Origin of the sequence: Burkholderia sp. AU45274, from assembly GCF_030482505.1 — a bacterium.
Classification (GTDB): Bacteria; Pseudomonadota; Gammaproteobacteria; order Burkholderiales; family Burkholderiaceae; genus Burkholderia.
In genome coordinates, this window is the sequence record NZ_JAUJQE010000006.1 from 174,639 (window position 1) to 191,832 (window position 17,194).

Sequence of the window (17,194 nt, forward strand, 5' to 3'; positions counted from 1 at the left end):
GGGACAAGTCCAGCCAACCACTGACGGAGCGGGCGTGCAGCCCTGAAAAGGCGCGCACATGCTCGGCATCGAGCATTCCATCATCGTTTTTCGACAGATCACTTCTCTTCCCCTTGTCGTTGCGCGAGGGCGAGTGCGTCTGCTGCTGAATCCAGATCAGCGCCATGCACCTCATAAAATCCAACTGGCGTGTGCGGATACCAGAAAATTCTCACCTCTTCGCCGGGCACCGGTTCCTGATAAACCAGTCGTTCGTCGTTCACTTCGATGCCGGCGCCGACTGCTTTGGACAGCGTGTTGCGAATGACTCGCCACCGCTCCGCATCCCGACGATCCGCTTCTCGGGCTTCGAGTTCGGATAGAAGTGCATAGATCAAATCGGCTTCTTCCGTGAAGCCGCCGTGCTTGCAGAGCGTGTCCTCGACTCGCAGTCGGTCAGCGAACGCCGCCAGCGCTTTCATCTTCTCGATGTCGATCACTTCTTCTCTCCATTATTCGAAAACTCCCTGACTGCCGCTACGTATTCCTCAAGCCTCCGGCCTTCGCCCATGTGGTCGATGGCTTCGGCGATTTCTTCGACTAGCGCCTCCCTGTCGGGCGTGGTGCGGCGGGCGGCTTGCCAGACATCGAAGCTATTCGGATAAATCTTCGTCCTCAACAACTCAGCCATGGCTGCCTCAAACTCTTCTCTCTCAGTCACGTTGTGGCTCCTTGTTGAGGCCGCGCCAAGACTTGGCTTGTGATGCGGCCTGACCTGATGGAACGTCGTTCGCAGACTTAGCGTCGCCGCGCATCGCACACCATCGCTTACCGTCCCATTTGGCAAATCCGATTTCCAGGTCGCAAGTGCCGAATCGATCGGTTTCGACCAGCATAGATGCCGGGTAGACGCCAACATGAACCGGCTTGATATTGGGCGGGAATTCCTCCGTCAGCATGTCATCGGTGATCTTCATGGCTTGCTCCGGGTGATGGCGTATAGTTGGTGCGATCCATCGGGCAGCGATCCGGTGTACTCGAAGTCCCAGTTCACCATCGAGTCGATTTTCCGGAAGCGGTGAACGGATAGAATCCCGACCGGATCCCCACAAACCTTCTCCAGCACGGCGGCTTCGATGGCGGCGGCGAAACCGACAAAGTTGAACGTGCCGTCAATGCACTTGGGCGTCTTCTCCCAGAGTGCTTCGACTTCCTCAAGCGTCAGAATCGGTTCAGTCATTGGCCTTCTCCTGCGCGGGCGGCAATCGTCAGCGCATGCGTCGTGCTCTGAATGCCAACGCACGCGAAGAAGTGGGCCGCGTCCAAGATGTCAGCATTGCGCACAGGCTTGCGCCCGAATTCAATGGACGACAGCTCTGCGGGGCCGCGCCCAAGGTGCTGCGCCATGTCCATCAGCGTCGTGCCGGACACGATCCGCAGCGCGCGCACGAGCATCCCATACGGCGTGAGCGGATTTGTGAGGCTCGGCTGTTCTTCCATCACCTCGGCGCGCGGCTCCGGCAGCTTGAAGATGCCGCGCTGAATCTTGATGGCGATGTCCAGTGCATCGATGTGGTCGTCGGTAAGGGCATGCGCACGGTCTGCTTCGATCACGGCGACTGCTGCCGCGATGACGCCAGCCGAGGCTTGGGGCTCCGGCTGCTGAGCGGCGAGGAGGGCTTCAATTCGGGCTGCAGCATCTTCGATGCCTTCGCCGGGCGAGGTTTGCGCCGCAGCGTAAATCTCGTGTGCGAGGTTCGTCAGCGTCTTATTCATGCTTGGCTCCTTTACCTGTTCCATCGCACCACGGGCATTGCTCGTATTTACCGAGCCAACCTGATCCGCCGCAGTGTTTGCAGATGCACTTCATTGCTTGGCTCCGTCGAGAAGGTCGCAGAGTGGCGAACGATGGATGTTGTGTTGCGACGCCATGCCGATAGCCCATTCAATGGCCTTGCGCTGCACCTCGGTCAGCCCGACATGAGCGGATGCCGGGGCGGCAGAACCGGCGAGCCGCTTCCATGCGTCGCGGATAGCTGCACCGATGTCGATGTCGTCAATGTCTCGGAACATGCAACCATCCCACTGAGCCGCGATTTGCTCGAGGATGGCGGATGCCGGGGCGGGAGGCTGCGGGGCGCCGTAGAGCCTCATCCCTTTGGGCAGGTCATCCAAATCCTCGATGACCGGCTCGATATGCTTGTAACCGTCAGCGTCTTCGCAGACTTCCGCAATCCACGTAGACAGGTGAGGTTCAGCAAGCGCGTTTATCGTTTCCTCGATGGCCATGTAAGCGCACTGCCACATGTTGGTGCCGGGGCTGGCGTGACATTCGACCTCGCATTTACGGGCGATCTCGGACTTGCGATCGTCGGTCAGAAATCCGGCTTGGATCGGCACCGCTCCCGCCACCTCAGTGCGAGGGGCGCGGGTCAACCAGCGGTCGTATTCAGCATATGCACGGCCTACAACCTGTTGCTTAAGTGCTCCTGCGGCGTAGTTTCGTCCACCGACACGAGCCGGACGATCCAGCTTATCGGCATCCGCCCCATTGCCCGTGCCTTCGAGCGGGGCGGCCGACGTTCCGACTGCGACTCTCATGGCTGTCGCTGCGCTACGTGATCCAGCACCATTCAGAATGGCGCGATTCCCCGCGCTCCACATGTCGATGAGTTGCTGATCCGTCAGCGCGTCGACACCGGCCGGCGCTGCTTCGTGCTGCTCGACAGAGTAACGAGCCTCGCGCTCGCATGCGCCGGTGCCGCAGTTGCGCGAGCATTCAATGTCGGCGATTGCGCATACTCGGACGGCTGCGCGGTTGTTGTCGGTGGTCTTCATGGTGGTGGTCCTCAGGTGGTCAGGTCTCGACGACATGGCCGAGTTGGCTGTCGAGCAGAGCAATCGTGTTCTCACGCCCGTATGCGACAAGGCAAATTGGCGCGCCAGAGTTGAAGGGGGCACGCCGGCCATCGACATAATGAAAGTGCGGGCGGCCTCGCACGAAGCACACAGAATCGGCACACGGCCACACGCATTCGTAGAACATCGCTGTCTCGGTGCGTGCCGGGATCAATGCGATGCCGTTCCCGTGAGCGTTCATGCGGCGCAGCCATTTCACGGCTTCGCGGCCGAATGGCGGATTGCACCAGACCCGACCGCGCCATGGCCGCGTGAGGCCGTCGTCCAGAATCGTGAGATGTTCGCGCGCCGTATCCCAAGGCCGATTCACTGGCGAGCAGGGATCAAGATCGAACTCGCCGAGCGCACGAAGCCATTCGGGCGGCGTCAGCCACTCGTCGTTTTTCATCCGAGCGCTCTGGTGCGAAGACATGCTCATCGTCATCCTCAATCAGTAGAACAGCATCAATGGCAAAAAAATCGGCCCCTATACCAGCGGGCCAAATCACCACGGGGAAATAGGCGCACCACTCCACCCTGCGGAGAAACGCCGCCCTTATGTCGGCCTATTCCTGTGTTGGGTGGGTGGTGCGCGGAAGGGAGGCTTAGTTCGGCACCGGAAGGCCAAACGCCTTGAGAAGATACGGATCGGGATCGGGTTGACGTGCGTACCATGCTCGATAATCGTATGGCACATCGGCAATTGGCCTGCCCGCGTGTTTGCCAAACGACATATGGGTCGGAATACGCGCCTTCTCCGAGAACTGATAGACGTCTTCCCAGGTTCCCATGTCTTCGCCGCAGTGCTCGATAATTGCAAAGAGCACGCGGGCGCAGAGATAGCAATCGGCAAGCGCGTTATGTGCGTCTCGAAGCTCAAGACGCACTGCTTCCAGATTCGATCCAAGCATGTAGCTAAGTGCGCCAAGCGTGTGCGACTCGGCATCCGGCCAGACCCGTCGCGCCATCGCCAACGTGCAAATGCGCTTCACGTTCAACCTACCCGCGACTTCCCAATCGAAATCGACCTTGTGCCCGATCATGTACTTCATGTCGTTAGGCAAACGGAACTCGCTGTTCGGTGGACAATCGACCAAATCCGAAGGCAGGATATGGTGAACAGCCATCGCGCCGAAACTGATTGCCTTGGTCGGCTGATAGCGTTGCAGGAACACATCGCGCGGAGCGTGATCGGTCAGATCGTCGCTCATCGTCAGTAGCGCCGCCTCGATCAATTGCGGCTCGTCCGCGCTTGTCGTCTCGGTGTCAAAAATGTATGAGGTCATTTGATTTCCAACCTGTTTTTTTGTTCCAGGCGAGCACCGGGGATTTCTTGCCCCGCCTTCAGCGCCTCCTTCAGCGCCCCCTTATCGAGCGACGGTTGTGGGGGTTCTGGCGTCTTAAGAAATGACGGCGGAATCTTTTTCTCGTCATCCACGATCAGCGACGGTGGATTCTTCCGGATCGATAGCACAAAGAATGGCGATTCGATTTTCTGGAGTTTCGCATGCTCCATGTTGGAAAGCAGATAGTCCCGGACATGATTCGCTTTCTTTCTGATCGCTGCCGCACGCTCACTCATCATTTCAATCTGCGTCTCGATGGCGGCTGCGCTGGATTCTAGATTGCGAACGAACATGGCGACGTTGATCGATTTTTCCTCGATGTCGCCGTTAATCGATTCCAGCGTGTCTTTAAATGTCTGCTCATCCAACCCAAGTTGTTCGAGCTGATCAAGTTGTTGGCGATACTCGCCAGCGATGGCGAAAAGACTGAGACTCATTTTTCTCGGCTCCCAAGAAACTGAACTACGTCCGCGATGATTTCGGTCGAGTACTTATCTTGACCGTTGCTGTCCTGCCACTTGCGCGTCTTGATCTTGCCTTCGACGTACAGCGACGAACCCTTGCGGACGTGCTCCGAGACAATCTCGGCCAGCTTTCCGAAGAACGCGATCCGATGCCATTCGGTAACGTCCTTCGGTTCTCCGGTAGTCTTGTCCTTGTACTTGTCCGATGTGGCAACGCGAATGTTTGTGATCGCATCGCCGCTCGGCAGATATCGTGTCTCGGGATCGGCGCCCACGTTGCCGATGAGAATGACCTTGTTGACGGATGCCATAGTTATGCCGCCTTTTTCAATTCTTTCATGCGTTGATTGAAAGTCGCATTCGCGGCGGCCTTCTGCTCCTTGGTCAGACCATTCATGATCTCGACCAATTTAGGCACCGTATCCGCTGATCGCATCTGTTCTTCAATTGCCAGATCTGCGGCCGTTGATTCCGACCGCCCTGCCGCATTCTTGCGGCTCGCCACGTCGTGCGACGAACCATCTGCATCATTATCGCCTTCAGTCGGGATGCAAAACGTCTGGAAAGCTGCATACTTATAGGCCGCTGACATTGCTTTGTTCGTTGCCTTATCGGCGCTGTCCATCGCTTCGCCGAAGGTTCGAACAGTATGCTTACTGCCATCCTCAGCGCTCACGAAGTCAAATTCCGCTTCGACCGTGACGTAAAACAGCGCGCCACCCTTCTGGGTTTGGCGCTCAACTACTTCGCGCGAAATCATGCGCGGCAGGATAACGAGGTTATGTGCGGCCAGCATCGGCGCAAGCGCGTTGTACACATCATCGATGCCCCGGAATTGGTAGCCCTGTTGCTGATTCTTCCGATCCTTCGAGATGCCGTTTTTTGCCATCTCGCCTGCGATTGCCGCGATTGCCTGATACACATTCATGTTGTGCTCCGGAGAGTTGATGCCAGCCAAGGGCGTCCTCGGCTTCCTGTTCCTGCTGCTCTTGTTGCTGTTGCGCTTGCCAAAATGAATCGTCGTCGTCCGTCATGCGACACCTATTCGAGGTTGCGCCGATGCCACTCGGCGACCAGCGCATCTAGTTCCGCCCCAACCGCTTCCCTAGCATGCCTCTCGTCGCGCCAGCGGTTGCCGTCTGCAAGTTCGTAGCGGCGACGGGCGTTCGATGCTTGGTTGATTTGCGCCAGAAGTTCGCGCTGGTTCATGGTTGCGATGTTCATCACAAAGCCTCCATTGGTGGAGGTGTGATTTTTGCCTTCACTTCTACGGGGCATCCAAGGCAGTCGCCAAAGACCGTTCCGAGCGAATCCATGATCTCAATCATTTCTTCGATGCTTGGGTCATTGCTCTTGATGAACTTCTGGACACGCTCGGCAAGAATTCGCTTGTTTGCGATTGCGCTCATGCTGCCCCCTTCTTCGTCAGCTCCGGCACATACCGACCGTCATAGTTCGGCGCCAGCAACCAATGGCTGCCGAGGAATGCAATCTTGTGTTTCGCCCGCGCTTTGTTTGCGCTGCCCGTATGGCGCAGTTCGGCTTCCAGTCGTTCGGACTGGGTGAGGCATACGTTTGTGCGCACGTGGCGCAGGTCAATCATCTTCATCTCGCTCTCCTAGCATCCAAGTCCCGCATACTCAGCCGCCTGCTGTTGCTTCGCGATCTCGAAGCACGCACCGCAGCACGTTTTCTTCAATTCCCAACGCTTGCTGAAAAAGTAGCCGGTGAAGTGTTCGCGCGGCTTCACGTCGTCCTTCAGGTTTCCGCATTCGTCGCACCGATCTAGTACGCGCGTCGTCATCTGGCGTCGATTCCAAGCATCTCTGTCCATCACTGCCCCAGCGCGCACAACTCGACGTATCGGATGGCCTGGTACGCGCAGCACGATCCGACGATCAGGTTTGCAGCGACAAGCAAATTTAGGCGAACCCAGAAGCCTCGCATGGCGTTCTCCTTAGTATTCCTCAAGGCTTTGTGGGGATGGGGCCGGTGGTGTGGTTCCGGCTTGCTGCCGCGCGGTGTGGGCCGCAATACGTGCGAGGCTCGCGGCTCGAACTACTAGCCTCGTCTATACCGACGCCTACCCGTGTTTCCGCCCTATCGTTGATCGGGCCGATCGTTGCCGTGAGCGATGCCTCGCCGTGGCCGGGTAGATGCTCCCTAGTCGCTGCGCAGTCACCATCTGCGCATTCCCATCCCTACAAAGCCCTTGGCATCCTCATCACTTGACTGGCGCCTGAATCTTGTCCATAAACGCCCTGAACGCCGCATCATCGCGCTTGCGTTGCTCGCCGCGGATGTAGTCCTTAAACGGAGTCATAATCCGGCGTGCCGCATCGAGACGCGCGAAAATTTCTTCGTGGCTTTCCTCTTTCACGTTGCCTCCTTCACATACTGGTTGTAGGCCGGCCACGCGTATTCCACGTAGCCGGATACGGCGTAGCTGATAGCTTGGGCGATCAAATCCATGGCCCGCTTGTCGCCAGCGTTGCGAGCGATTTCGTAGGCTCGTCTAAGTTTGCTGATGTCCATTTCTATCTCTCGCGCAAGCAGCCAAAAAATCGCGTGCGTGCTTGGTGATAATCTCGTGACCCATCGCTTCGCCAAGGGACGTAAGGGCGCCGATAGCGCAAATTTGATCGACGGACGGCACCGCTCCCGCCACCTCAGTGCGAGGGGCACGGGCGATTCGGAGCGCCCATAGGCCGTTGCCCCGGTCGATCCACTGGCCTGCATTGAAAGATCGTCCTTGCTCATCCTCGACTTCCACGAAGCGGCCGGATTGATATGACGGCGGTCCATCGAACACGATGTCCATGAACGCCGCCCCATTGCCCGTGCCTTCGAGCGGGGCGGCCGACGTTCCGACTGCGACTCTCATGGCTGTCGCTGCGCTACGTGATCCAGCACCATTCAGAATGGCGCGATTCCCCGCGCTCCACATGTCGATGAGTTGCTGATCCGTCAGCGCGTCGACACCGGCCGGCGCTGCTTCGTGCTGCTCGACAGAGTAACGAGCCTCGCGCTCGCATGCGCCGGTGCCGCAGTTGCGCGAGCATTCAATGTCGGCGATTGCGCATACGCGGACGGCTGCACCACTATATTGATCAGTCATCTTCATCCCCTCGGATTCACAACATGCCCGCAGAACAAAGCACACTGCACGCGGGCTTCGTTGCAGCAGGCGAGTTCGGATAGCGTCATCACTTGGATGGCGCCGTGTACGCTCACGACAAAGCGAAGATGACCGTCCAGACTCGCGGTCGCCGCGCGATGTAGGGCTTTGGTGGGGCGCATGGCTATCTCTCGTCGTAATCGATGGCCAGCATCAGATCAACATCTTCCTCTGACATCGTGTGTGTATCGCGTGCAGTACAAACCTGCCGCCCTTCTTTCATGATCCCGATCGCTTCCTTGCCAGCGGCCCAGCAAGAGAACGTGCCGAGATATCGACCGTTCGAGTAAAGCATCCCGCCGTTCAGTTCGAGATCGCCTCGGTTCCAGTTCATGTCAGTTCTCCCGCGCGCGGAGCATGGCGTCAGCCATCTTGTAGGCGTGCAGCGCGATGCGGTCGTATGACTCCGGGATGTCGTGCAATTCGCCCTGCGACATCGTGACGGCTGCCATTGCCTCCGTCGCGAAATGATCGCGGAGCGTCATGCCGTTCGCGCCCTGGTGCATCGTGTCGCCGTTATCAGCGGTGTACGTTTTCGTGGTGGACGGAAACGCCGGGCCACCATTTTTGATATGGTTCATCTCACACCTCTCCATCAAACATTCCCACCGCCTCAGCGACCGCCTTCGCCAGCTCGTCATAGCAGCAATCGCAGCTACCGATAAACTCAGCCACAAAACGACGGCAGCGGGCATCCATTGGCTCGTTCGGATCAAACTTGAACTTCTTCGCGAAGCCAGCAATCTCGTGTTCAGCTTCGGCCATGCCAAGCTCGTAGCCGGCGTCGAAACGCTGAGAATCGCGTTCCGCCTGCGCCTGCATGCGCGCGTCCCGATACTCAACGCCGCGCATTGTTTCGGATAGAGCGCTCACGTCAACCTCCAAATGTCTTGGTTAGATCGCGATTGACGGCCTTCCCGAGATACCGCAATCGGTTTGCCAGCAACGCGCGGTCATGATGATTGGCGGTTGCTTGATGTAGCAGCCCAAAATACGAATTCGCGACCGGCATCAGATCGCCGACCGGTGTCTCGGCAACACGTCGAAGCGCTTCGTTCCGCGTGCGCTTCCGCGTTTCGCGTCGCCATGGCTTGATGACCTGGCCGACGAAGTCGATACCGCGGTCGATCGGCTGGAGAATGGTCTTGCGTGGATTGATCCGCGCGCCGAGCCGTTCAGGCAGGAAGGCGGTTACATCGGCGAGGATCTCGTTCAGTCGGGCTGGCGATTCATGCAGAAACACGAAATCATCCACGTATCTGATGTAATGCCGCATGCCTAGCACATGCTTCGCTCGCTGGTCGAGTACGTCGAGGTACACGTTCGCGAAGAACTGGCTAGAAAGGTTGCCTATCGGCAATCCAAGACCCGGCGCTTGCTCCATCAACCGCTTGTGAGGCGGCACCAAGTCCATCATCGCTGGATCGCCGTGGTACTCGTAGTCGCCCCGTGGATCGTGCATCAGCACGGTTTCGGTCAGCGATCGCCAGAACGGCTCGGATATCTTCGCGAGCAGCAGGTCGCGTAGGATCAACTTGTCGATGCTGACGAAGAAGTTGGCTAAATCGAGCTTCAGATACCAAGCGCGCCGTGACCAGTTCTGCGTGATCGATCGCACCTTCGCGTCGAGGCGCTGTGCGGCGTATAGCGTGCCGCGGCCCTTGATGCAGGCGCAGGAATCCGCGATGAAAGATCGCTCGAAACGCGGGCCGATACGGTTGTAAAGCAAGTGATGCACGATTCGGTCGCGAAACGCTGCCGCCCAAACCTCGCGCGGTTTCGGTCGGGTGATGACGAAACATACCGAGCGACCCGGCTGATAGACTCCATCAACCAGGTCGTCGTAAAGTTCGCCAAGATTACGCTCAAGATTCTGCTCGAATTCCAGCGCACTTCGCGTCATTCGCTTGGTGCGCCGGCAATCAAAGTAGGCCTGAACAAATTCTTCGAATGAAGGGAGGCCCTCTACATCGCACTGATTTGCGGAAGGCGCGAACTCGACCGTTGTCATTCTTGTTCGTGTTGTTCTGGTTACCATCATCGAAGTCCTGGTACCAGGCGGTGTTGGCCGAATACTGCGTCGAATTTCGCTATCTACGTCGCTCTGCTGATGACCCTCATCGATCAGCAGAGAAACTGCGCTAGACCCATCCGCACACTGGCAAACGGTTTCTTTATTGCGCATGGCGGTTTCCTCATGGGAAAGCGGCGAAACCAGATCAATGATCGCGCAGGCATCATGGCCGTGACCGTGATACAGCGGGCGACGATGCGGAGTGTTTGCGCCAACCACCAGCCTGCTTTCCGACTTGATCCGTGAGCGCGATCGCCGCAGCGTATTGCTTCGTTGAGATGAGACGCATATCTTGCGAGAGGCGCAGCTGAAGATTGATCACCCCAAGCCGTTCGATCAGTTCGTTCAGGTGGGGAACCTTATCGATTGCTTCATTTGCCCGAAAGATCAGCGTCACGATTTCCATCGCTTCGCTGGCTAGTCGAGATCCGACGAGTTGCTTGAGATCACGGGGGATATTGCGAACCATCTCCATGATCAGCCGGAACAGGTCATATGCAACCTTGTAAATAGGCAGTTGGGTTGGCGCGGCCATGGGAAATTGTTAAAGATTAAAAGTTCAATCTGCGGAAGGCGCGAACTCGACCGCCGTCACCCTTGAGCGTGCCGTCCTGGTACCCATCATCGAAGTCCTGGTACCAGGCGGGGCAGGCCGAATACTGCGTGCTGGACCAATACCAGTGTGGCCCGAATATATGCGCAATCGTCGCCCACGCTAACGAAAGCTCACGCTGCGCCGGCAGGTAGAAATCGCTATGCCCGTCCTTCGTATATTCAGAGCACCACTTTGCCGCTGGATGATCGACCGAATCATCATTCAGAGCGATCGTATTCGCGAGACCATCGATTTTGCTATCCGCACCTTCGGTCTTGTGTCCGTACCCGCCGTACTGGATATCCTCGGCCTCATCGACTGATATGATTCGATGCGCCAACCCACCACCTTCTACAGGCATCACCCCCGCATAGATGCCGCCTTGACCGCTCCAATATTCCCCGACTCGGGGCGCCGCATCGGAAGATTTCGATGTAGTACCAAGTACTTTATCGAGCCAAGCTTTGGCAGCTTCTTCGTGCGGCACGACAAGCTTCCCGCCGTGAAACGGGATGATGAGTTCGCCCATCTGATCCTCTCTAGTGTGATCGTTCGGCTGATGCAGTCGAAATGATTAAATAACTAAATTTTGATGCTGCGGAAGGCGCGAACTCGACCGTAGACATGCTTGAGCGTGATGTTCTGGGTACCATCAGCGAAGGCCTGGAACCAGGCGGTGAGGGCCGAAAACTGCGTGCTCGACCAGTACCAATCGTCGTTAAATGCTTCAGCGCCACCCTTCCTGAAAAGCTCAACTTCGGTCTGGCCAGGCAGATGAATCGTGTACGGATACCCCGGCGGGACGCTGCTCGGATTGTCGCCGTTGCGATAGACCCAGTTCTCTTCGCTCGTCGGCTTGAAGTTGCGGTATGCGAGTTCGAGCTGGTCGCGCGCCGGGATGTGCCAATCATCAAATCCAGCGATACGTAGATCAAGAATGCGCTCGGCGATCACAAGACCCGATTCAGCCATTGCCTTCGTGTTCGAGGCACCATCGAAAAAACTGGCTGCGCCTGCAACTTCCTTTCCGTATTTGCCCCACTCGTGTGTATCGGGCAACTGACCTTCCCCCTTGGGAGCGACAACCTGGGCATAGACATCGCCGCCAAACGTGAGCAGGCCGACGTAGTATCCGCCCTCCCACAATGTGCCAATAGCATCCGGAACAGCGCTCGGGTTGAGGATTGCATTCATTCTCTTTCTCCGATGATTAATGCCGATGATGATCATCTTTCTCGATGATCTTGAAGCCGCGATGGATCTCACAAATGAGCAAGACTAGCGCGGCGATAAGTGCCACAACGACCTTCCATAACATATGGAATCCTAAATTAGTGACAGAAAAAGCAGCCCAGCCAAGCAACCGACAGATTCCGCATGAGGCAGCGGTTGTGGAGTCTCATCCCTAAGCGCGGGGTATGGTTGACGAGGCCCGGTCGTCAATGTCTGCGGGTTGCTTGGGTGGGGTGCCTTTGTAAAACAGCTTCAGCGGTAGGACCGATGGCCTGTCATGTCCATCAGTTTTCAAGCGCTTCATAGATCAAAGGCGTACTCGTACTGCCTTCCGCCCTCTTAGCTCCACGCTGCCTACCCCTCAAGCTGCTTAAAGGGCGCGTCCGCGCCCAACCTTCACATCAGGAAGCCGCAGGTAAATATCTTGTCGATTCCAGAGGTGTTCGGAAGATCGGTTTCATCAATCTTGAAGCGATACCACTTCCCAAAATCATCGCCTGCTGCTTGCAAGTAATCATTCGCGTAGCGATCCTTTTGATGGGGATCACATAAAAAATGGGATATTTTGTCGAGTGCGGCTTCCGTCGCATCATCGGTGCCACATGCATTCGTAAAACTTCCATGAGCAACTTTTAGGATCTCAAGATCCTCGGCGCTTGGATCGGTGATGACAAGCCAATCAACGCTTTCCGGAACATTCTGATACACAAGTAAAATTTTCACGTCTTTCTCCGTCGAGGATTAATCTGCTGCCAGCCCTTCTGGAAGGACGCCGTTGGTATCAGGGAGTGTGTCTCGTCAGCTAGCGTCACCGTAAGAACCATCGATCAACACGTATGGGCCAGTGGTTTCGCGCGATTGCACTATGTCGGGACTTCGGCGTCCTTCCAGAAGAACTGCTACTCCGCAGGACGCTGGCTACACCCGTCCGTGACGGCTCCAGCTGCCCTGCGGTTTTGTGCCGATTTTTAGCCATCGGTCACGTGTTCGGCTGTCTTGCATCAGGATCATTCAGATTTCTGTCCGGTAGCCAACATCGGCCTAGCGCGGTTCGTCTGTCCTAATTCACGAGGCGGATCGCCCCGGCCGGTTGCTTCGCTTGCGCGGTCCCGGCTATGCGTTGTGAATCGAATGTCGTCAGGGCTGGCGGCTAGGCTGATCGCTACCTCAGCTATGGGATCTCCCAGAGGGGGAAACTGAGTTTCCCGGCCATAAGCCTTGTTTGCTACATCGGATGCCCATCCGATACTTGTCCCTGTCTGGGGCGTGTCTGCGGAATCTTTCCACGCCGCAAGCCACCAGCCCTGACTAACACTCGATTCCACGTTGTTAAAGAACCCGCCCGCTGTCACCGGAACGGCAGCGCCGTTGCGCCAAATTACGATCTCGTCAGTGCGGACATAATCCGCAGACACCTAGCCGTGTGTTGCCGCTTCCTCTAGGCGTTTCGATCTTTTGCCCGCCCCAGCGGGCGCGGTCGGTCAGGCGCGGCGTTCGACGGCCCGGATGTGTGTGCGATTGGCCCCGAGATATGGCCGATATGTCTCCAGCCACTTCATCGCATCGGCCTCAGTGTCGAAATCCTCATCCGCCACGTTGTAGACCCAACCCGGAGCGCCGTTCGCGCCAAGCGCATCAACTACCCATTTGGTCGTAAGCATCGTCGTTCCCCTTCGTGTGCGTTGGTCAAACCAGCGAGTGCTCAACAGCGCGAACCGCAGTCACGCCGATGACACCAGCTATTGCGAGTTCGTTCGTCAGTCGGAAGATCACCGCGTTCTTACTCTCACCAGCGCCGACCACGTCGAACCGCTCGCCGTTGTCGTGCTGGAAGGTGATCGTGAACTTGAACATCGTGGGCTCCGTGGCGTCGTGTACTGCCTTGGAATGAATCATAGAACTATCGGTTACCTTTTAGCAAGTACCGATAGTCCTTTTTTTTGTAACAGCCGCCCATCGCCTATGCTGGAAGCTCGCAAGGAGGTAGCCATGACGACGGAAGAGATGCTTCAGAGATTGGTCGAGACCGAGCCCGCGACCGGCAAGTGGGCGCCGATCGAGCGCTATGCCCAGGCGCTGGCCGAGCTAGAGCGGATGCTCAGTGACCGAGAGATGGAGGTGTTTGTGCAGGCCGGCGCGCGGCTCGTGCGGGCGGCATATCCCGAGGTGTTCAGGATTGTGCGAATATGAAAAAGCCCCGCTCGAAGCGGGGCTTGTGGGGGATGGCTACGCCTTTATTTTTGCCGGCGATCTTTCGGGACAAATTTCCCAAACTGCCCGGACGCTGAGTCCCGTTGAGTCCGGATCATCGCATCCTCGACCTTTCCGACGGCTTGGAAGGCGGCGACTATTGGGGCGAAGTACAGACGCGGGGTCTCCTTCGCAGCCTCCACGATCACCTTAAGGGAATCTTTCATTGCATCTCCTTGTAGCCGGCCTTCACAGCACTATAGATGAAGAACAACATGCATAGCGCATCGGCCCCGAATACAACATATTCTAGCGCACCAAGACATGTGACTAGTATCGGGTCTGCTCCCCATTCGGCAAGGTGATGCACGAATCGACCAAGCCCGAACGCCAATCCAGCCAACACAACGAAAATTATTGCGCCGCCCACCGCATGGACGATGAATGCGAGTACCGCATTGTAGATCGCTGCGGCAGATACTTTGATCGAGTGGACTTTCTGACTATTTTGATCCATTTTTAGACTTTTTGTTCAACCATTCGCACTAGATCTTCGGAACTGCTACTGCATCCAATGATGCTATCAACAAAAACCCCGCCGGGGCGGGGATTGGTGGGGATGGATCAAGGGACCTAATGGGGAGATCCCGAATGCTCCTCAGGGAGAGGCACTACATCAAGCAACTTTTCTGCGGCACGCAGACAAACATGCGCCTGTTCTAGTCTGGCTTTGAGGATGCAGGTGGAACATTTGGTCTCCTCCTCGGCCTTGATCTGCGGGCGCTTTGCAGACCATGCAACGCCTTCTATGAGTATGCCCATGGCACCTCCGCACATACTCCCGATCGGGCATCGATCCTCGCGATACTCGATCGTCGCACAAAACGCAGGAGTCAGCTCTGCCTGCTACGACTTGGCGGCCGTTGCTGCGGCGGCTCGCCGGCTTCCGTTTCAGTCGTTGCAATAATCGCCCCGATTGTCCCGATAAGAATCCCTCTGCGTCGCCCCTGGCTGCGATCAATTGTTGCGAGTTCTTCAATAATAGCTCGCATTTCGTTGGAAACCCCAACCAGCGAAAGCATCTTATCACCTTCTTTCAGCCGGTTTTCAACGCTCCGGCTAGGGGCTTTCTCTAACGTCTGATCGTCGTGTGAGTGACCTGCATCAATCCTCTGAGAATTACCTTCTTGCGATATGTTGACTCCAATGTAAGTGGGCTCTCCTCGGCCTGTTGTCAGCCATTCGAAGTTCACTCCATAGCGCCGCGCCATACTCATCAGTCGCGTGAGTTCGGGGATCGACTCGGCCTCGAGCCACTTACGCGCTGCCTTCTGCGTGACATCCCAATCCTTCCCCAATTTAACCTGTCGGCCGCCGCCCTTCTTCGGATATCCGTCGATCTCGTCGAGGATCCGGTTGAGGCGAGCGGAGAAAGCTTGTTTTTCGTCGTCGGTAACCATGGGTTCTATTGTCATTTTCGGCACCGGAACAATCAGTACTTGCCATTTGGTAACTTTCGGTTCTAGAATGGTCTTCATGAATCTGATCGAGACCGCAATCGCTACCGCAGGAGGCATCACCGCCTTCACCAAGGCATTGAATGCGCGCATTGAAAAACCGGTGACGTACCAAGCCGTCCGGAAGTGGGCGGCGAAGGGTCACCTACCGCGCACTGAGTGGACTGGTGAGACGCATTATGCCGCCGCCATCGAGTCGATTACCGACCAGAAGGTCGCCAAAATCGATTTGCTGGCCAGTCTTCCTGGCACGAGCTTGTAGTTCGGTCCAACGGTGATCTCCACACACTCCACCCCGAAGTGTGATGGTTTGGGCGATGTTCGCATCGCTCCTTTTTATACAGCGGCTCGCGTTGAGCGGGTTGCGTAGGTAGTTCATACCCTTAGTCATCCTATGTGAGGCTTGAATGGCTGGCGCAAGAGAAACACCTGAATCGAGAGCAAAGAAGCTCGCCATGGCTGAAATGTATCGGGCCGGGTCCAAGATGGCCGAGATCGCCAAGCAATTCGGGTGTTCGACTCAACGCGTCTCCCAATGTTTGGCCTGCCTTGGAATCGTGACACGCCGCGGTAATTGGATGCGCCGCGGCCGCAATGATCAGCGCCGAGAGCAAGTGTTCGAAATGCTTCGAAACGGCAAAAATCAGACTGAAATCGCCGCGCATTTTGGCATCTCTTCGACTCGCATTAGTCATTACGTTGACGAATTGAAGGTTCACTCCGAAAAGTACGCCTCGATACTTGACGATGCGCAGCGTGCTCAATTCGAAATCAAATGTGGTCTGAGTCTCGAAAATTTCCCCTCTTTTGATGAGGCCAAGAAGGCGTGGGATGCCTTCAGTGTGCAACGGAGCCGAGCCGCCTACCGCGAAATTGCTTGGGAAATGACTTTTCCGGAATGGTGGAAGATTTGGTCTGAGTCCGGCCATTGGGCTGAACGTGGCCGCGCACACATCGGTGTGTACGTTATGGCTCGTTTTGGCGACAGCGGGCCATACAAGGTTGGAAATGTCGAAATCATTACGCATTCTCAGAACGTCTCCGATTCGTGGAAAAACGTGGATCGTCGTGTGACTAGGAATGAGCTTGGCCAACTTCGGAGCGAGGCTGATTGCGAGTCGTGACGGTTTTATCTTGGCCGCTTTTCAACTGGTATCTCAAGCGGTAATTTGATTGATTGTCCCTAAGAGAGAAAAGAAATGGACGATTTGAACTTGGTTGGCGGATGTTTGTTTGGGCCCGGCTTCTTGCCCACGAAGTACTTGGACTTGTGCAAGGACTATAGAGACGCAGTTCGCTTGGCGTGGGCTGCTCGGCGTACTAAGGCAATGCTGCATCGAACCTTAGCTGAGCGAGCCGAATTGTATGCATCGCACGTCTCTGAATACCTGGCCGATAGCCCCGTGAATCTCAAGGGAAAGCGGTACAGAAATCTGCCGGCAGAAAAGATTGATGCATTTGAAGCTGCGGTAGGAAACAAGGTGATTACGCAATGGAAAGCGCGCACGGCGGGACTGACGATCATGGAAGAAGTAATCGCAGCGAGGGCCGCATGACGCGCCCCTACCACCATTGGACGACTGGCGAGCTTCGCGTCCTACGCGAGCACTACCCAAGCGGCGGCGTCAATGAATGCATGAAGCGCCTAGCGCATGTCGACGATTTATCGCCGAACAAGATTTGGAAGCAGGCGCGGAAGCAAAAGATTCGTTATGTCTGG

Annotated in this window: 33 protein-coding genes and 1 pseudogene; 4 read left to right on the forward strand and 30 right to left on the reverse strand. The window is 56.6% G+C overall.

Features of this window, described 5'->3' with window-relative positions:
• Window positions 1-98: 98 nt before the first annotated feature.
• The 27 genes and pseudogenes from QZM35_RS22685 to QZM35_RS22815 all read right to left on the reverse strand — a co-directional run bounded on the left by QZM35_RS22685 (window position 99) and on the right by QZM35_RS22815 (window position 13,621).
• Complete coding sequence (locus QZM35_RS22685) at window positions 99-479, reverse strand: hypothetical protein (RefSeq protein ID WP_301776793.1); 381 nt, start codon at window positions 477-479, stop codon at window positions 99-101.
• Entirely contained in the window at window positions 476-700 is a 225-nt protein-coding gene (locus QZM35_RS22690) for a hypothetical protein (RefSeq protein ID WP_301776794.1), read from the reverse strand. Before QZM35_RS22690 ends, QZM35_RS22685 begins: the two co-directional genes overlap by 4 nt.
• The gene (locus tag QZM35_RS22695; protein ID WP_301776795.1) at window positions 693-956 is read right to left on the reverse strand and encodes a hypothetical protein; all 264 of its coding nucleotides are present in this window, start codon (window positions 954-956) and stop codon (window positions 693-695) included. Before QZM35_RS22695 ends, QZM35_RS22690 begins: the two co-directional genes overlap by 8 nt.
• The gene (locus tag QZM35_RS22700) at window positions 953-1,219 is read right to left on the reverse strand and encodes a hypothetical protein (RefSeq protein WP_301776451.1); all 267 of its coding nucleotides are present in this window, start codon (window positions 1,217-1,219) and stop codon (window positions 953-955) included. The genes QZM35_RS22695 and QZM35_RS22700 overlap by 4 nt, the downstream gene beginning before the upstream one ends.
• Window positions 1,216-1,755 (reverse strand): transcriptional regulator, encoded by a 540-nt coding sequence (locus QZM35_RS22705; protein WP_301776796.1) that lies wholly within the window; start codon window positions 1,753-1,755, stop codon window positions 1,216-1,218. The genes QZM35_RS22700 and QZM35_RS22705 overlap by 4 nt, the downstream gene beginning before the upstream one ends.
• Window positions 1,756-1,845: 90 nt before the next feature.
• Window positions 1,846-2,817, reverse strand: a complete 972-nt coding sequence (locus QZM35_RS22710; RefSeq protein WP_301776797.1) for a hypothetical protein — start codon at window positions 2,815-2,817, stop codon at window positions 1,846-1,848.
• Between the two features lie 19 nt (window positions 2,818-2,836).
• Window positions 2,837-3,286, reverse strand: coding sequence for a DNA N-6-adenine-methyltransferase (locus tag QZM35_RS22715; RefSeq protein WP_301776455.1), 450 nt, complete (start codon window positions 3,284-3,286; stop codon window positions 2,837-2,839).
• A gap of 196 nt (window positions 3,287-3,482) precedes the next feature.
• On the reverse strand, window positions 3,483-4,163 hold the full coding sequence (locus QZM35_RS22720; RefSeq protein ID WP_301776456.1) for a DUF3820 family protein: 681 nt from the start codon (window positions 4,161-4,163) through the stop codon (window positions 3,483-3,485).
• Window positions 4,160-4,660, reverse strand: a complete 501-nt coding sequence (locus tag QZM35_RS22725) for a siphovirus Gp157 family protein (RefSeq protein WP_301776457.1) — start codon at window positions 4,658-4,660, stop codon at window positions 4,160-4,162. Before QZM35_RS22725 ends, QZM35_RS22720 begins: the two co-directional genes overlap by 4 nt.
• A gap of 2 nt (window positions 4,661-4,662) precedes the next feature.
• Window positions 4,663-4,998: pseudogene (gene ssb / locus QZM35_RS22730) on the reverse strand (single-stranded DNA-binding protein); the annotation flags it as partial.
• Window positions 4,999-5,000: 2 nt separating this feature from the next.
• The gene (locus tag QZM35_RS22735; RefSeq protein ID WP_301776458.1) at window positions 5,001-5,615 is read right to left on the reverse strand and encodes an ERF family protein; all 615 of its coding nucleotides are present in this window, start codon (window positions 5,613-5,615) and stop codon (window positions 5,001-5,003) included.
• Window positions 5,616-5,728: 113 nt separating this feature from the next.
• Complete coding sequence (locus QZM35_RS22740; protein WP_301776459.1) at window positions 5,729-5,911, reverse strand: hypothetical protein; 183 nt, start codon at window positions 5,909-5,911, stop codon at window positions 5,729-5,731.
• Window positions 5,911-6,096, reverse strand: coding sequence for a hypothetical protein (locus QZM35_RS22745; RefSeq protein ID WP_301776460.1), 186 nt, complete (start codon window positions 6,094-6,096; stop codon window positions 5,911-5,913). The genes QZM35_RS22740 and QZM35_RS22745 overlap by 1 nt, the downstream gene beginning before the upstream one ends.
• Window positions 6,093-6,296 (reverse strand): hypothetical protein, encoded by a 204-nt coding sequence (locus QZM35_RS22750; RefSeq protein WP_301776461.1) that lies wholly within the window; start codon window positions 6,294-6,296, stop codon window positions 6,093-6,095. The genes QZM35_RS22745 and QZM35_RS22750 overlap by 4 nt, the downstream gene beginning before the upstream one ends.
• Window positions 6,297-6,911: 615 nt before the next feature.
• Window positions 6,912-7,067, reverse strand: coding sequence for a hypothetical protein (locus tag QZM35_RS22755; RefSeq protein ID WP_301776462.1), 156 nt, complete (start codon window positions 7,065-7,067; stop codon window positions 6,912-6,914).
• Complete coding sequence (locus tag QZM35_RS22760; protein ID WP_301776463.1) at window positions 7,064-7,222, reverse strand: hypothetical protein; 159 nt, start codon at window positions 7,220-7,222, stop codon at window positions 7,064-7,066. Before QZM35_RS22760 ends, QZM35_RS22755 begins: the two co-directional genes overlap by 4 nt.
• The gene (locus QZM35_RS22765; RefSeq protein ID WP_301776798.1) at window positions 7,203-7,805 is read right to left on the reverse strand and encodes a hypothetical protein; all 603 of its coding nucleotides are present in this window, start codon (window positions 7,803-7,805) and stop codon (window positions 7,203-7,205) included. The genes QZM35_RS22760 and QZM35_RS22765 overlap by 20 nt, the downstream gene beginning before the upstream one ends.
• A 184-nt stretch (window positions 7,806-7,989) precedes the next feature.
• A complete protein-coding gene (locus QZM35_RS22770; protein ID WP_301776799.1) occupies window positions 7,990-8,199 on the reverse strand; it encodes a hypothetical protein in 210 nt (69 codons plus the stop codon).
• Window position 8,200: 1 nt separating this feature from the next.
• Window positions 8,201-8,446: a hypothetical protein gene (locus QZM35_RS22775; RefSeq protein WP_301776800.1), complete on the reverse strand. Its 246-nt coding sequence runs from the start codon at window positions 8,444-8,446 to the stop codon at window positions 8,201-8,203.
• Window position 8,447: 1 nt separating this feature from the next.
• Window positions 8,448-8,738 (reverse strand): hypothetical protein, encoded by a 291-nt coding sequence (locus QZM35_RS22780; protein WP_301776801.1) that lies wholly within the window; start codon window positions 8,736-8,738, stop codon window positions 8,448-8,450.
• A 1-nt stretch (window position 8,739) separates the two neighbouring features.
• A complete protein-coding gene (locus QZM35_RS22785) occupies window positions 8,740-9,768 on the reverse strand; it encodes an RNA-directed DNA polymerase (protein WP_301776937.1) in 1,029 nt (342 codons plus the stop codon).
• A 334-nt stretch (window positions 9,769-10,102) separates the two neighbouring features.
• Window positions 10,103-10,474: a four helix bundle protein gene (locus QZM35_RS22790; RefSeq protein WP_301776802.1), complete on the reverse strand. Its 372-nt coding sequence runs from the start codon at window positions 10,472-10,474 to the stop codon at window positions 10,103-10,105.
• 16 nt (window positions 10,475-10,490) lie between these two features.
• Window positions 10,491-11,063: a hypothetical protein gene (locus tag QZM35_RS22795; protein ID WP_301776803.1), complete on the reverse strand. Its 573-nt coding sequence runs from the start codon at window positions 11,061-11,063 to the stop codon at window positions 10,491-10,493.
• A gap of 53 nt (window positions 11,064-11,116) precedes the next feature.
• A complete protein-coding gene (locus QZM35_RS22800) occupies window positions 11,117-11,728 on the reverse strand; it encodes a hypothetical protein (RefSeq protein WP_301776804.1) in 612 nt (203 codons plus the stop codon).
• 435 nt (window positions 11,729-12,163) lie between these two features.
• Window positions 12,164-12,490: a hypothetical protein gene (locus QZM35_RS22805; RefSeq protein WP_301776805.1), complete on the reverse strand. Its 327-nt coding sequence runs from the start codon at window positions 12,488-12,490 to the stop codon at window positions 12,164-12,166.
• A gap of 758 nt (window positions 12,491-13,248) precedes the next feature.
• A complete protein-coding gene (locus tag QZM35_RS22810) occupies window positions 13,249-13,428 on the reverse strand; it encodes a hypothetical protein (RefSeq protein WP_301776806.1) in 180 nt (59 codons plus the stop codon).
• 25 nt (window positions 13,429-13,453) lie between these two features.
• Window positions 13,454-13,621: a hypothetical protein gene (locus QZM35_RS22815; protein ID WP_301776807.1), complete on the reverse strand. Its 168-nt coding sequence runs from the start codon at window positions 13,619-13,621 to the stop codon at window positions 13,454-13,456.
• A gap of 135 nt (window positions 13,622-13,756) precedes the next feature.
• Between QZM35_RS22815 and QZM35_RS22820 the strand changes: the two genes are divergently transcribed.
• Entirely contained in the window at window positions 13,757-13,957 is a 201-nt protein-coding gene (locus QZM35_RS22820; protein WP_301776808.1) for a hypothetical protein, read from the forward strand.
• A 44-nt stretch (window positions 13,958-14,001) separates the two neighbouring features.
• On the opposite strand, the gene QZM35_RS22825 is transcribed toward QZM35_RS22820, so the two are convergent.
• From QZM35_RS22825 to QZM35_RS22835, 3 genes are all read right to left on the reverse strand, one after another.
• Entirely contained in the window at window positions 14,002-14,184 is a 183-nt protein-coding gene (locus QZM35_RS22825) for a hypothetical protein (RefSeq protein WP_301776809.1), read from the reverse strand.
• Window positions 14,181-14,474 (reverse strand): hypothetical protein, encoded by a 294-nt coding sequence (locus QZM35_RS22830; protein WP_301776810.1) that lies wholly within the window; start codon window positions 14,472-14,474, stop codon window positions 14,181-14,183. The genes QZM35_RS22825 and QZM35_RS22830 overlap by 4 nt, the downstream gene beginning before the upstream one ends.
• A 376-nt stretch (window positions 14,475-14,850) precedes the next feature.
• Window positions 14,851-15,495 (reverse strand): hypothetical protein, encoded by a 645-nt coding sequence (locus tag QZM35_RS22835; protein ID WP_301776811.1) that lies wholly within the window; start codon window positions 15,493-15,495, stop codon window positions 14,851-14,853.
• Here QZM35_RS22835 and QZM35_RS22840 point away from each other — a divergent pair.
• From QZM35_RS22840 to QZM35_RS22850, 3 genes are all read left to right on the forward strand, one after another.
• Window positions 15,494-15,736, forward strand: coding sequence for a hypothetical protein (locus tag QZM35_RS22840; RefSeq protein ID WP_301776812.1), 243 nt, complete (start codon window positions 15,494-15,496; stop codon window positions 15,734-15,736). The genes QZM35_RS22835 and QZM35_RS22840 overlap by 2 nt on opposite strands.
• A 193-nt stretch (window positions 15,737-15,929) precedes the next feature.
• On the forward strand, window positions 15,930-16,598 hold the full coding sequence (locus QZM35_RS22845; RefSeq protein ID WP_301776813.1) for a Trp family transcriptional regulator: 669 nt from the start codon (window positions 15,930-15,932) through the stop codon (window positions 16,596-16,598).
• Between the two features lie 279 nt (window positions 16,599-16,877).
• Window positions 16,878-17,030: a hypothetical protein gene (locus QZM35_RS22850; protein WP_301776814.1), complete on the forward strand. Its 153-nt coding sequence runs from the start codon at window positions 16,878-16,880 to the stop codon at window positions 17,028-17,030.
• The last annotated feature ends 164 nt before the right edge of the window (window positions 17,031-17,194 follow it).

Bases quoted from the DNA above. Each gene is read 5' to 3' on its own strand.
- QZM35_RS22695 (WP_301776795.1), bottom strand. From the start codon at position 956: ATGAAGATCACCGATGACATGCTGACGGAGGAATTCCCGCCCAATATC.
- QZM35_RS22700 (WP_301776451.1), bottom strand. From the start codon at position 1,219: ATGACTGAACCGATTCTGACGCTTGAGGAAGTCGAAGCACTCTGGGAG.
- QZM35_RS22705 (WP_301776796.1), bottom strand. From the start codon at position 1,755: ATGAATAAGACGCTGACGAACCTCGCACACGAGATTTACGCTGCGGCG.
- QZM35_RS22710 (WP_301776797.1), bottom strand. From the start codon at position 2,817: ATGAAGACCACCGACAACAACCGCGCAGCCGTCCGAGTATGCGCAATC.
- QZM35_RS22715 (WP_301776455.1), bottom strand. From the start codon at position 3,286: ATGAAAAACGACGAGTGGCTGACGCCGCCCGAATGGCTTCGTGCGCTC.
- QZM35_RS22720 (WP_301776456.1), bottom strand. From the start codon at position 4,163: ATGACCTCATACATTTTTGACACCGAGACGACAAGCGCGGACGAGCCG.
- QZM35_RS22725 (WP_301776457.1), bottom strand. From the start codon at position 4,660: ATGAGTCTCAGTCTTTTCGCCATCGCTGGCGAGTATCGCCAACAACTT.
- QZM35_RS22735 (WP_301776458.1), bottom strand. From the start codon at position 5,615: ATGAATGTGTATCAGGCAATCGCGGCAATCGCAGGCGAGATGGCAAAA.
- QZM35_RS22740 (WP_301776459.1), bottom strand. From the start codon at position 5,911: ATGAACATCGCAACCATGAACCAGCGCGAACTTCTGGCGCAAATCAAC.
- QZM35_RS22745 (WP_301776460.1), bottom strand. From the start codon at position 6,096: ATGAGCGCAATCGCAAACAAGCGAATTCTTGCCGAGCGTGTCCAGAAG.
- QZM35_RS22750 (WP_301776461.1), bottom strand. From the start codon at position 6,296: ATGAAGATGATTGACCTGCGCCACGTGCGCACAAACGTATGCCTCACC.
- QZM35_RS22760 (WP_301776463.1), bottom strand. From the start codon at position 7,222: ATGGACATCAGCAAACTTAGACGAGCCTACGAAATCGCTCGCAACGCT.
- QZM35_RS22765 (WP_301776798.1), bottom strand. From the start codon at position 7,805: ATGACTGATCAATATAGTGGTGCAGCCGTCCGCGTATGCGCAATCGCC.
- QZM35_RS22770 (WP_301776799.1), bottom strand. From the start codon at position 8,199: ATGAACTGGAACCGAGGCGATCTCGAACTGAACGGCGGGATGCTTTAC.
- QZM35_RS22775 (WP_301776800.1), bottom strand. From the start codon at position 8,446: ATGAACCATATCAAAAATGGTGGCCCGGCGTTTCCGTCCACCACGAAA.
- QZM35_RS22785 (WP_301776937.1), bottom strand. From the start codon at position 9,768: ATGACGCGAAGTGCGCTGGAATTCGAGCAGAATCTTGAGCGTAATCTT.
- QZM35_RS22790 (WP_301776802.1), bottom strand. From the start codon at position 10,474: ATGGCCGCGCCAACCCAACTGCCTATTTACAAGGTTGCATATGACCTG.
- QZM35_RS22795 (WP_301776803.1), bottom strand. From the start codon at position 11,063: ATGGGCGAACTCATCATCCCGTTTCACGGCGGGAAGCTTGTCGTGCCG.
- QZM35_RS22800 (WP_301776804.1), bottom strand. From the start codon at position 11,728: ATGAATGCAATCCTCAACCCGAGCGCTGTTCCGGATGCTATTGGCACA.
- QZM35_RS22810 (WP_301776806.1), bottom strand. From the start codon at position 13,428: ATGCTTACGACCAAATGGGTAGTTGATGCGCTTGGCGCGAACGGCGCT.
- QZM35_RS22815 (WP_301776807.1), bottom strand. From the start codon at position 13,621: ATGTTCAAGTTCACGATCACCTTCCAGCACGACAACGGCGAGCGGTTC.
- QZM35_RS22820 (WP_301776808.1), top strand. From the start codon at position 13,757: ATGACGACGGAAGAGATGCTTCAGAGATTGGTCGAGACCGAGCCCGCG.
- QZM35_RS22825 (WP_301776809.1), bottom strand. From the start codon at position 14,184: ATGAAAGATTCCCTTAAGGTGATCGTGGAGGCTGCGAAGGAGACCCCG.
- QZM35_RS22830 (WP_301776810.1), bottom strand. From the start codon at position 14,474: ATGGATCAAAATAGTCAGAAAGTCCACTCGATCAAAGTATCTGCCGCA.
- QZM35_RS22840 (WP_301776812.1), top strand. From the start codon at position 15,494: ATGAATCTGATCGAGACCGCAATCGCTACCGCAGGAGGCATCACCGCC.
- QZM35_RS22835 (WP_301776811.1), bottom strand. From the start codon at position 15,495: ATGAAGACCATTCTAGAACCGAAAGTTACCAAATGGCAAGTACTGATT.
- QZM35_RS22845 (WP_301776813.1), top strand. From the start codon at position 15,930: ATGGCTGAAATGTATCGGGCCGGGTCCAAGATGGCCGAGATCGCCAAG.